General features: G+C 44.6%; 7 protein-coding genes. 2 read left to right on the forward strand and 5 right to left on the reverse strand.

Translation table 11 applies throughout. The annotated features are described in order from the left end of the window. Positions 1-14: 14 nt before the first annotated feature. Positions 15-1,895, reverse strand: coding sequence for a signal peptide peptidase SppA (gene sppA, locus A3CS_RS0103985; RefSeq protein ID WP_019518254.1), 1,881 nt, complete (start codon positions 1,893-1,895; stop codon positions 15-17). A gap of 123 nt (positions 1,896-2,018) precedes the next feature. On the opposite strand from sppA, the gene A3CS_RS0103990 reads away from it, so the two are divergent. Then, positions 2,019-2,573 carry an NAD(P)H nitroreductase gene (locus A3CS_RS0103990; protein WP_005588935.1) on the forward strand — a complete coding sequence of 185 codons (555 nt, stop codon included), beginning with the start codon at positions 2,019-2,021 and terminating at the stop codon, positions 2,571-2,573. A gap of 429 nt (positions 2,574-3,002) precedes the next feature. On the opposite strand, the gene lpdA is transcribed toward A3CS_RS0103990, so the two are convergent. From lpdA to aceE, 3 genes are all read right to left on the reverse strand, one after another. Continuing rightward, a complete protein-coding gene (lpdA, locus tag A3CS_RS0103995; RefSeq protein WP_026161172.1) occupies positions 3,003-4,427 on the reverse strand; it encodes a dihydrolipoyl dehydrogenase in 1,425 nt (474 codons plus the stop codon). Positions 4,428-4,520: 93 nt separating this feature from the next. Then, complete coding sequence (gene aceF / locus A3CS_RS0104000) at positions 4,521-6,134, reverse strand: pyruvate dehydrogenase complex dihydrolipoyllysine-residue acetyltransferase (RefSeq protein WP_005575231.1); 1,614 nt, start codon at positions 6,132-6,134, stop codon at positions 4,521-4,523. Positions 6,135-6,219: 85 nt separating this feature from the next. Beyond that, a complete protein-coding gene (aceE, locus tag A3CS_RS0104005) occupies positions 6,220-8,877 on the reverse strand; it encodes a pyruvate dehydrogenase (acetyl-transferring), homodimeric type (protein ID WP_019518255.1) in 2,658 nt (885 codons plus the stop codon). A 393-nt stretch (positions 8,878-9,270) separates the two neighbouring features. Here aceE and tehB point away from each other — a divergent pair, with 393 nt between their 5' ends. Next, positions 9,271-10,131, forward strand: a complete 861-nt coding sequence (gene tehB / locus A3CS_RS0104010) for an SAM-dependent methyltransferase TehB (protein ID WP_019518256.1) — start codon at positions 9,271-9,273, stop codon at positions 10,129-10,131. 152 nt (positions 10,132-10,283) lie between these two features. Here the strand turns inward: tehB and malT are convergent, their stop codons facing one another. Further along, complete coding sequence (gene malT, locus A3CS_RS0104015; RefSeq protein ID WP_005546506.1) at positions 10,284-12,998, reverse strand: HTH-type transcriptional regulator MalT; 2,715 nt, start codon at positions 12,996-12,998, stop codon at positions 10,284-10,286. Between the last annotated feature and the right edge of the window lie 150 nt (positions 12,999-13,148).

A 13,148-nucleotide genomic window follows, 5' to 3' on the forward strand; every position in this document is an offset into this window, starting at 1 on the left:
AAACAACCGCACTTTTATTGCACTTTGCCGCAGGTTAAGCAATATAAATACTGCCCTTTCGGATCGTTAAAGGTGTTCAACAAACCAAGTTGTTTCACCTGCGTAAATTCTTTCGGTAAACCGACGGCTTCAGTCACCAACCCCGTTACCCATGCTTTACTATCGGCTTTGAAATCACGCATGAATTTTTTGAAGAACGAACCGCTGTCGTCATCCAGCCATTCTACGGAAAAACCTTCTTCCTGAATTTCGCTATTTTCGTCCAGTTTTTCGTTCACCAATTCCATGGCTTTGCCTAAAGCAGTATTCAAATCGCCCAGCTCATCCACCAATTTATGTTCAATCGCTTCGGAACCCAGCCAAACCTGACCTTGGGCGATTTTATCCACTTGCGCTTTGCTTAAGTGACGACCTTGACTGACTTTAGTCAGGAATTCGTCGTAGCCATGTTCAATTTCTAGCTGTAATACATCATTTAATTCGGAAGATAACGGCAAGAACGCGGATCCCAGTGCTAAATCGGAGGTTTTCACCCCGTCGGCGGACACACCGATTTTCTTGATGGTTTTTTCGAATGTCGGTAATACGGCGAAAATGCCGATAGAACCGGTGATGGTGTTTTTATCCGCCACAATATAATCAGCGGTGGAAGAAATCCAATACCCGCCGGAAGCCGCCATGCCACCCATGGAAACCACCACAGGTTTGCCTGCTTGTTGTAAGTGACTGAGCTCCTGACGAATGATTTCCGATGCAAAGGCACTACCGCCCGGGCTGTTAACGCGCAGAACGACAGCTTTCACGTCCTTATCATCATAAGCCTTGCGTAACAAGTTTGCGATAGTGTCGCCACCAACGTTTTCTTCATCGGTTTCGCCATCAATGATCGCCCCTTCCACGTTCACTACGGCAATTTTATTCTTGGTGTCGCCCGACATACGATCCGGCAAGGAAGCCAGGTAAGTGTCGTAATCCACCATTTTCGGTTGCTTATCTTCATTCTCACCGAAAAGTGCGGTCAGTTTTTTATCTAAATTAAAGCGGTCCAACACGCCGTTAATCAACTTACGTTGTTTCACATAAGCCGTCATGTCGCCTTGCAAGGCTTTTAATTCGGTTAAATAGGTGTGCGCATTCGGTGCAACAGCCTCTTCTTTGATGTTACGATTCTCCGCCACACGCTGTTTATAATTGTTCCACATGATACCCAACCAACGACGCAAATTGGTTTTGGCTTCGTCAGACATATCGTTGCGTAAAAACGGTTCGACGGCGGATTTGTATGTACCGACGCGGAAAACGTGCGGGTTCACCTCCAAGCTCTCCAGCAGATCTTTGTAATACAGATTTTCCTGCACCAAGCCATCAATAGATACTGTTCCTACTGGATTTATATAAACTTCATCGGCATAGCTGGCCAAAAAATATTGCGCCCGATTGTAATTATCGGAATACGCAATAACCTGCTTGCCGTTTTTCTTGAAGTTTTCAATGGAAGCACCCACAAATTCCAACGAAGGTAAATCGCCGCCTTGAAAATAATTCAAATCCAGCACCAAACCGCGAACCTTGTCGTCCAGTGCGGCCGAATCAATAGCGTAAACTACATCAAAAGTGGAATATTGTTGTGGAATATGTTGATTATCCAGTTCTTTTAAAAGCGTTTTTACGCCACCTTGATTATCGCGATTGTCCGCCAAATAGCCATCCAGGTTTAAATACAACGCCCCCTGATCGCCTTTTAACGCCACAGCTTGTTTATCCAGCCCAACCACGAAAGGCAGCGCAGTCAGCAATAATAAAACGAAAACCAGAAACACAATATTCATGACCAAATCACGAATAAAATTTAATGTGCGCCAGGCAAATTTAATAATCGAAAAAATAACTTTCATACAACCTCGGGAAATCAATAAAACGGCGTCTAAAATACCACAATCCGCCAGTACAATAAACCGCTGAATTCAAGAAACTATGTTATAATCCACCGCACTTTTCACATTAAAAGGATAAAGCAAATGGACGCATTACAATTACTCACCGAACGCAGTTCGGAAAAAAAACTCAACGCTCCCGCCCCAACGCCTCAACAATTGGATCTGATCTTTCAGGCAGCATTACGCGCACCGGATCACGGCAAATTGCAACCTTATCGTTTTATCGTCATTGAACAAGCCAAAATGAATAACTTCAGCGAGTTACTAAAAGATGCCGTGCAGGAATTCGACCTTGGCGAAGAACGCTTGAAAAAAGCGGAAAATCTAGCTACCCGCGCACCAATGATTATCGGCGTGGTGGCGAAGTTGGATACAAGCATTAAAAAAGTGCCGGAATGGGAGCAGTTACTTTGCGCAGGTTGCGCCACTTACGCCATTCAACTGGCCTCCAACGCCTTAGGCTTTAAAAATGTTTGGATCAGCGGTCCGTGGCTGGACGGTGCCACATTGCGTGAAGCTTTCCATTGTTCGGCACAGGACAAAATTATCGGTTTCGTCATGATCGGTTCCGCCGAAGAAAAACCGGAACGGGAGAAAAAAGCCGTTAATTGCAGTGAGTTGATCAGTTATTTCTAAATCGTTTTTATTCACGCACAATACAGCCCTTCGGGGTTGTTTTCTTTTTCGCCCCTGTTCCAAAAGTGCGGTCATTTTTATTGGCGTTTTATATCCCCTTATTTTCATAAGGGATTTATTCTTATCATATAGAAATACCCCATAATTAGTGACTCTAAACGTATTGAGAACTACGCACAACAGGTCGTTACCTAGCATGACGATTTAATCAAACGTTGCCCCACGTGGTAAACCCAAGCATTGAGATAAATCACCCGTTAACCTATTCACAGCTGACCATTACCAATCGCACCAAACAAGCTGCAGATTTTGCACTCAATTCCGACCACACTTTATTTGTTTGATAAAGTGATTTTCATCGGTTAACTGAATTATACTTACAATAAAAGCCTTCCCAAACGGAAAGGCTTTTATTTTCAATTAAGCAAATTATTTTTTCTTCGCTTTTGGATTCGGCAAGTCGGTGACCGACCCCTCAAATACTTCGGCAGCAAGACCAACGGATTCGTGTAAGGTTGGGTGGGCGTGGATAGTCAATGCGATGTCTTCCGCGTCACAACCCATTTCGATGGCAAGACCGATTTCGCCTAACAATTCACCGGCATTGGTACCGACAATGGCGCCGCCAAGTACGCGATGCGTGTCTTTATCGAAAATCAGTTTAGTCATACCGTCGGCGCAGTCGGAAGCAATTGCACGACCGGAAGCCGCCCACGGGAAGTTGGCAACTTCGTAGTTCAACCCTTCGGCTTTACATTCTTTCTCGGTTTTACCTACCCACGCCACTTCCGGTTCGGTGTAAGCGATGGACGGGATCACTTTCGGGTCGAAATAGTGTTTTTTGCCCGCAATCACTTCAGCAGCAACGTGACCTTCGTGTACCCCTTTGTGTGCCAACATCGGTTGACCTACGATGTCGCCGATGGCGAAGATGTGGGAAACGTTGGTACGCATTTGTTTGTCAGTACGGATAAAGCCGCGTTCATCAACGTTTACGCCAGCTTTTTCCGCGTCGATTAATTTGCCATTCGGGGTACGACCAATCGCCACCAACACCGCATCATAACGGTTAGTGATATTGCCCGCTTTGCCTTCCATAGAAACGTAAATACCGTCTTGTTTGGCTTCTACTGCAGTCACTTTGGTTTCAAGCATTAAGTTGAATTTTTTCTCGATACGTTTGGTGAAGATTTTCACGATGTCTTTGTCCGCCGCCGGAATTACTTGGTCGAACATTTCTACCACGTCAACTTTTGAACCCAAGGCTTCATATACAGTACCCATTTCCAAACCGATGATACCGCCACCCATGATTAACAAATCTTTCGGCACTTCACGCAAAGCAAGGGCATCGGTGGAATCCCAAACACGTGGATCGTGATGAGGAATGAACGGAAGTTCAATCGGACGTGAACCCGCCGCAATAATAGCGTTGTCGAATTTCACGCTGGTGACGTTACCATCTTTATCGGTCACCGCTAAAGTGTGGGAATCGGCAAATTTGGCTTCGCCTTGCACCACTTGCACTTTACGCATTTTCGCCATGTTCGCCAAACCGCCGGTTAAACGGGAAACCACGCCTTCTTTACCGGCACGGATTTTGTCTAAATCGATTGTTGGCTCGGCAAATACCACACCGTGATGTTCAACGTGTCTTGCTTCTTCAATAATTTTCGCAACGTGCAATAAGGCTTTAGACGGAATACAACCGACGTTTAAGCACACACCGCCAAGGGTGGAATAACGTTCTACAATGACGGTTTCTAAGCCTAAGTCGGCACAACGGAAGGCGGCGGAATAACCGGCAGGGCCTGCACCAAGTACAACCACTTGGGTTTTAATTTCTTTACTCATTTTTACCTCGTAAAAACGTTGAAATTTCTGACCGCACTTTTCGGCGATCAGTGTCAATGCAACAACGCCCCTCAATGCGAGAGGCGTAGCAAATTACATAATTAAACGACGTAAGTCGGCTAATACGGAACCGATGTAGCTGATGAAGCGTGCACCGTCCGCACCGTCAATAACACGGTGGTCAAAAGATAAGGAAATCGGCAGAATCAAGCGCGGCGCAAATTCTTTACCGTTCCAAACCGGTTCCATAGCGGATTTGGAGACACCCAAAATCGCCACTTCAGGTGCATTCACGATTGGTGCAAAATGTGTTGTACCAATGCCGCCAAGGCTGGAAATGGTGAAACAACCGCCTTGCATATCCGCTGCGGTTAATTTACCGTCACGGGCTTTTTTGGACACTTCCATCAATTTACGGGAAAGCTCGATAATGCCTTTTTTGTTGACATCTTTAAAGACCGGTACAACTAAACCGTTCGGCGTATCTACCGCCACGCCCACATTGATGTATTTTTTCAGGATCAAATGTTGTGCATCTTCGGTAATGGAACTGTTGAAACGCGGGAAGGCTTCCAACGCTTTGGCAACGGCTTTCATAATGAAGACCACAGGGGTGATTTTCACGCCCAGTTTTTGTTTTTCAGACAAGACGTTTTGCTCTTTACGGAATGCTTCCAACTCGGTGATGTCCGCTTTATCGAAATGGGTAACATGCGGAATCATGACCCAGTTACGATGTAAGTTCGCACCGGAAATCTTGTTGATACGACTTAATTCCACTTCTTCGATTTCGCCGAATTTGCTGAAATCCACTTTCGGCCACGGTAACAAGCCTAAACCGGCACCATTTGCAGCGCCTGTTGCCGCAGCACCGCTTTCCAAAGCTTTCACGGCGGCTTTCACATAGGCTTGAATATCTTCTTTTAAAATACGACCCTTACGACCTGTGCCTTTCACTTTATCCAGGTTCACACCGAATTCGCGCGCTAAACGACGAATCACCGGTGTGGCGTGCGCATAGCTTTTCGCACTTTCAACATCCGCTTGGGAAGAAGATGCGGCTGCCGGCGCGGAAGCCTGTGCTGTCGGTGCAGGCACAGCTTGTGGTACTGCTTGCTCAGTCGGTGCCGGCGCTGCAGCAGGCGAAGAAGCTACCGGAGCAGCTGCAGGCGCACTGCCCGCTGTTTCAAAACGCATGATTAAAGTGCCTGTGGACACTTTATCGCCGGCTTTGATAATAATTTCTTTAACGATACCCGCCACCGGTGCCGGTACTTCCATAGAAGCCTTATCACCTTCAACATTAATAATCGATTGATCCACTTCAACACGATCACCCACTTTCACCATCACATCGGTCACGTTCACTTCGTCACCGCCGATGTCAGGTACATTAACATCCACCACTTGTGCGGCAGCAGGCGCGGCTTGCGGTGCAGGTGCCTCAGCTTGAGGCGCTTGAGCCGATGCGGCATCGGCACTATCTAACACCAACATCGGCGTGCCGGTAGTCACTTTGTCGCCCACTTTTACTAAAATTTCTTTTACCACGCCCGCTTCCGGTGCCGGTACTTCCATAGAAGCTTTATCACCTTCAACATTAATAATGGATTGATCCGCGGTGACGCTATCTCCAACGTTTACCATCACTTCGGTTACGGTAACTTCATCACTACCGATATCCGGGATTTGAATTTGTTTAGCCATTTCTTTTTTACCTTTAAAAATGTTTTTAAAACCGACCGCACTTTTCATGCCGAGCACTAAAGTGCGGTGGTTTTTTCGTGTATTTTTATGCGTATAGCGGGTTCAATCTTTCAGGATCGATACCGTATTTAGCGATTGCTTCGACAACAACTTTCTTATCAACCGAACCTTCTTGCGCCAACACGTTTAATGCCGCAACAACGACGTGGTGCGCATCGACTTCAAAGTGATCGCGTAAGTTTTCACGGCTATCGGAACGACCGAAACCGTCGGTACCTAACACATGGTAGTGTTTAGACGGCACATAGGCGCGAATTTGCTCGGCGAACAGTTTCATGTAGTCCGTTGCCGCCACTGCCGGTTTGTCGTTCATCACTTGCGCAACGTATGGCACACGTGGCGTTTCGGTTGGGTGTAACATATTCCAACGTACCGCGTCGGCACCTTCGCGAGCCGCTTCAGTGAAAGACGGCGCGCTATAAACATCAGAACTGACGCCGTAATCTTTCGCTAAGATTTGAGCCGCTTCGCGAACATGACGTAAAATCGCGCCGGAACCTAATAATTGCACCGCGCCTTTACCTTTGCCTTCAACGCTTTCAAATTTATACAGACCTTTACGAATACCCTCTTCCGCACCGGCAGGCATTGCCGGTTGGTCATAAATTTCGTTTAAGGTGGTGATGTAATAGAACACATCTTCTTGTTTTTCGCCGTACATACGGTGGATACCATCCTGCATTATTACCGCCACTTCATAAGCGAATGCCGGATCATAAGACACGCAGTTCGGAATGATTAAGGATTGAATATGGCTGTGACCGTCTTCGTGTTGTAAACCTTCACCGTTTAATGTCGTACGGCCTGATGTACCGCCGATCATGAAGCCGCGCGCCAATTGGTCGCCCGCTGCCCACAATAAGTCGCCCACACGTTGGAAGCCGAACATAGAGTAATAAATAAAGAACGGAATCATCGGCACATTACTGATGGAATAAGAGGTTGCCGCAGCCAACCAGGAAGATGTCGCGCCTAATTCGTTGATACCTTCTTGCAATACCTGACCGTCTTTCGCTTCACGATAGTACGCCACGAGGTCGCGATCTGAAGGAACATAGTTTTGACCGTGCGGGTTATAAATACCTACTTGACGGAACAAGCCTTCCATACCGAAAGTACGGGCTTCATCCGCGACGATCGGAACAATGTTTTTACCGATATTTTTGTCTTTCAATAAGGTATTTAGGAAACGGACGAATGCCATTGTAGTTGAAATCGGACGTGGTTGTGCGCCTAACAACGGTGCGAATTCGCTAAGCTCAGGCACCTTAAATTCAACGTCAAATTTCGGTTGACGCGCCGGTAAATATCCTTGTAATGCTTTACGGTGTTGGTGCAAGTAATTGTACTCGTCCGAACCTTCAGGGAAGGTCATGTAAGGCAGTTTTTCCAAATCTTCGTCTTTCACCGGAATATGGAAGTAATCACGGTAGGCTTTAAGGCTATCCATAGACATTTTTTTGGATTGGTGCGCAGTGTTTTTACTTTCTGCTTCGGAAATTTTATACCCTTTCACGGAATGCACTAAAATCACCACCGGTTTGCCCGCTGTTTGCGCTTTCTTGAATGCGGCAAAAACTTTCTTCGAATCATGACCACCGCGTCTTAACGCCCAGATTTCATCATCTGTCATGTCGGCAACTAAAGCGGCAGTTTCAGGGTAACGACCGAAGAAATGCTCGCGCACATAGGCACCATCTTTTGATTTGAAAGTCAGGTAGTCCCCGTCAACCACTTCCATCATTAATTGGGTTAATTTACCAGTGGTGTCTTTGGCGAATAATTTATCCCAACCGCTACCCCACATGACTTTAATCACTTCCCAACCTGCGCCGACGAATAAACCTTCTAATTCTTGAACGATTTTACCGTTACCGTTTACCGGTCCGTCTAAGCGTTGTAAGTTACAGGAAATCACAAAAATTAAGTTATCCAAATGCTCACGGGCGGCAAATGTCAATGCACCTTTAGATTCAATTTCATCCATTTCGCCATCGCCCAGGAAAGCATACACTTTTTGATCAGCCGTATCTTTCAAACCGCGATTTTCCAAGTATTTTAAGAAACGGGCTTGATAAATCGCATTGACCGGACCTAAACCCATAGATACTGTTGAGAATTGCCAAAAATCAGGCATTAATTTCGGATGCGGATAAGAAGACAAACCTTTGCCGTGCACTTCTTGACGGAAATTGTCTAATTGGTCTTCGGTCAAACGACCTTCTAGGAATGCGCGCGCATACATACCCGGTGCAGCGTGACCTTGGAAGAAAACCAAATCGCCGCCATTTTTCTCGGTTGCGGCTTTGAAGAAATGATTAAAACAAACTTCATAAACCGTTGCAGCAGATTGGAAAGTAGATAAGTGACCGCCTAAATCAAGGTCTTTTTTCTGACCGCGCAACACCATCATCACAGCATTCCAGCGGACATAAGAACGAATACGACGCTCAATGTCTAAATTTCCCGGATACTCGGGCTGTTCAGAAACCGAGATCGTATTCACGTAATCTGTAGTAATCCCTGTCGGCAAAGAAACGCCGCCAATACGAGCTTGCTGCATCACTTGATCAATAATGAACTGCGCACGCTCAACACCTTCTTCACGAATTAACGAATCAATTGCTGCCAACCAATCGTTAGTTTCGATCGGATCTACGTCATTTTTTAACAATTCTAACATAGCTTTTTCCTTATCTTTGTTAAGTTAGAAGTACGTTTAACCTACTTTTGTAGAAATTAAACAACGAATTGATAACTAAAATATGTTTAATCTGTCAAAAATTCTTATACAATTTCTGTACAAAAAAACAGACATTACAAATTTTTAACAAATAATACGAATCTTATTAGATTTTTTGAAAAAATGATAGCGGTTTTTCACGCTAAGCCAGAAAATATCCTATTTGCCGTTCATTTTTAAATAATCACAAATTGGTATAATTTGCTAAAGTAATCAAAAAAATGACCGCACTTTATCGATTTTATTTACCCGTCACATAATGCGCATAAAATATTGCATAGCAAAGCAAATTAACCTACTATTACACTCAACTATTTTATGTTGGAGAAGAAAATGCAAAGCGAGCTGATTTCTTATAAAAAAATGCCTGTTTGGACTAAACACACATTGCCCAAAATGTTTCGGGAAAAACACAACACCAAAACCGGCACTTGGGGAAAAATCACTGTCTTAAAAGGAAAATTAAAATTTTATGTACTGACCAAAGACGGCGATGTGCTCAGCGAGCATATTTTCACCCCACAATATGAAACGCCTTTTGTGGAACCACAACTTTGGCACCGTGTCGAAGCGCTATCAGACGATTTAGAATGTTTCCTTGAATTCTATTGTACAAAAGAAGACTATTTCAGCAAAAAATACAACATGACTGCCACCCACGGCGATGTGGTGGATGCTGCCAAAATCATCAAACCGTGCAAGGTGTTGGATTTAGGCTGCGGACAAGGACGTAATTCCCTTTATTTAAGTTTGCTCGGTTATGATGTGACCTCTTGGGATCACAATGAAAGCAGTCTCATGTTTTTAAATGAGATCAAAGAAAAAGAAAATCTGAATATTCAGACCGCACTTTACAACATCAACGATGCCAATATTCAAGAAAACTATGATTTCATCGTTTCCACGGTGGTCTTCATGTTCCTGGATCGCGACCGCATGCCGGCAATTATCGAAAATATACAAGACCGCACCAACCCGAGTGGTTATAATTTAATCGTTGCCGCCATGTCTACAGCGGAAGTCCCTTGTCCACTGCCGTTTTCTTTCACCTTCGCCGAAGGAGAATTAAAACAATACTACAAAGACTGGGAATTTCTTGAGTACAACGAAGACATGGGCGAATTGCACAAAACCGATGAAAACGGCAATCGAATTAAAATGAAATTTGTGACAATGTTGGCAAGAAAGAAATAAGCTCAATAGGTTATAAAAAGTGAGTTAAAGCCTGATAATACTGGTATGGGGTTCACCCACTTCTTTGAATTTATGAGCAAAAATTGATAAAAACAACTTTGTTTGTCTGCTATGTCATTAAGTTTTTTAAAGCCACCGCACTTTCCTTCTAACTATATATACCCCATCAGCTTCAACAAATCTTTCGTATAAGAAATGGCTTCACTACGGTTTGCCACGCCGATTTTTTGGTAGAGATTACGGATGTGGGTTTTGATAGTGGTGGTTGCCACTTGCAGTTCGTCGGAAATTTGTTCATTGCTGTAACCGGAATAAATCAGCCCCAGTACCTGCCACTCCCGTTGCGTGAGCGGGCTGATTTTGAGCAACTCGGGCACTTGCGGATTGGCAAGCAACTTGGCGACGAACTGTTCATCGAAATGGGCGAATTTATGACGGTAATATTGATTAATGTTTCGCAAAATAAATTGCGCTTTATGCAAAGCAAGTTCGTCCAATACGTTTAATTGCAGCAAATGACGAATTTGTTGTGCCATCATTTCCCCTTCAATCACAAAGGCACTGATGAAATTGGTTTGACGCGCCAAACGCAACGCCTCGATTAAATCCTTTTGCGCCAAATGTTTTTCGTTTTGCAGGAAATACCAACGGTTACGCAATATCAAGGCACGGTTTAAATCGCTGGTGAGATGATATTCTTCCGCTGTGGCGATGAGTTTATCCAGAATCTGTTTGGCTTCTTCAAACTGCCCCACCAACATTTGCGCACGCACGATATTGCGCCATTGAACCTGAGTAAAATGATTACGATCAGTTGCCGGCGGCTGATTTTGAATCAGCCAATTGTGTGCTGCTTCTTCGTCATTAGTCATTTGCCATAAAAATAATTTCACCTGATCCACATTTGCCAGCCAGTCATGATGATGGTTATAGGCATTTTGCAACTGCTCCGCTTCCCGCAATAAACGGGTGGCATTGTCCAAGTCGCCGCGCACTAGGGAAATTTTGCTCAACAAAGCAATGCACTGTAATTTATCTTTCGGTTCATTCAGCACGGCGATACCCGCATTTGCCATGGCTTCCGCTTTATCCAGATTGTACCACTCCCACAGAATACGCCCTTTCAGTCGGAGTAAAAACTCGTACATCGGCACTTTTTGCAGATGATTTTCTTTCACGAATAAACCGGCTTTGTCCAGCATATCGTAAGCAGCTTGCAGGAAACCTTGCGCCATGAGAATTTCCGATTGTTGCAACAGCGACCACAAAATATTGTGATAAGCGTGATGTTGACGTGCCATTTTTTCCGCACCTTGCAACATAATTAACGCTTCGTTAAGGTTGCCGTAACAATGGTAAGCTTCGCCGATAATGGAAGTTGCCACAATACGTGCATAATAATAATTCTCTGATAAATCGGCTAGCGCTTTAGAAGCCAAAGAGAAGGCAGTATTCTCATCTCCGCTGTTAATCGCCACCTGTGCTTTCAGCACGTCAAATTCTGCCTGATTTTCTTTGCTCATTTGTACGTTATGTTCAGCCAAGGCATCCTGAAAATGAGCAAAAATACCGGACACTTCTACATGACGGTGTTGACTTTGTACCAACCACGCCTTCAGTAATACCAAATTCGGGTGTTGAATCAATACTGCATAATCAACGCGATTCAAACTTTCTTCCAGTAACTTCAATTCACCTTGATGAAACAAATACCAAGCGTGCTGTTGTAAAATCACCAATAATGTGGACACATCGCTTAATTGCATGGCGTGATAGAGCGCTTCGGTAAAATAGCCCAGTTTTAACCAGGCTTGGGCGGCGCGGCGGTGCAATTCTTCCAGTTGTTCCGTTAATTCCAGTTCGCAACAATGCGCCAGGAAAGAAGCAAACAGCGGGTGAAAACGCCACCAGTTGTCGTCGGAATCCATTTGCTGAATAAACAAGCCCTGCTTTTCCAGTTCCTCCAGTTTGCGACGGCTATTGCTTAAACCGGTAACCTCTTTCACCAGATTTTCATTCATAGAACGCAAAATGGAACATTGCAACACGAAGGTGCGGGTTTCGTTATCTACATGATTCAGCACTTCATCGCTTAGATATTCGTTAATGTGGAAATTATTTAATTTTGCCAGCCGTTTTTCCATTTCCTGCAACGGCAACACGCCACCGGATTTATCCATTGCCTGTTTGGCAGATAAGCTAATCAGCTGAAGTGCGGTCGGCCAGCCTTCCACTTCGTTACATAACGCAATGATTTCCTGTTCCGGCAGTCCATTTCCTAAACGGGATTGGAAAAAGGCGAGGGATTCCTGATGATTAAAAGAAAGCTGATGCATATCAATTTCCAGCAATTGTTCCTGCACCCGCAAGCCGGCAATGCCAAACGGCGGTACGGCGCGGGAAATGAGAATCAGCGTCATGTTTTCCGGCTGATGGCGAATCCAATACTTTAATGCGTCATGAATTTCGTCATTATCGATCAAGTGGTAGTCATCGATAATCAAATAGAAATGTTCCTTGAAATCCAAGACCTTCATCAGCAACTGATTTAACGAAGAAAGTAAATTCGCCTGATTAAAGCCTTCTTCCGTCATCGGCGGTTTCATGCCGATAGCACGATGCAACGCCGCGCTGAAATAGGTGGCGAAACGCTCTGCCTCATTGTCGCTGTCATCCAAAGAATACCAACCGACATTTTTCTGCCCGGCGACCCATTGGGAAATTAAGGTGGTTTTGCCATAGCCTGCCGGCGCATGAATCAGCACCAGCGGATAAAGATGCGCCTTGTCCAGCAAGCGGGTTAAACGATCCCGTTGAATACTGTTTTGCAGGCGATAAGAACAAATTAACTTTGATGGAATTAACATAACTTTAATCGTGAATTGAACTATAACGAAAGAAGGAGGATTTCTCCTACCTAGTCTAACGAATTACTTCCTTGTTGTCATACCGGCAAGATTATAGCAGGGAGGATTTCCTTTTACTTTGATTAAACATAATAAAACCACGAAATAAAT

This window comes from Aggregatibacter actinomycetemcomitans DSM 8324 (assembly GCF_000372365.1).
Classification (GTDB): Bacteria; Pseudomonadota; Gammaproteobacteria; order Enterobacterales; family Pasteurellaceae; genus Aggregatibacter; species Aggregatibacter actinomycetemcomitans.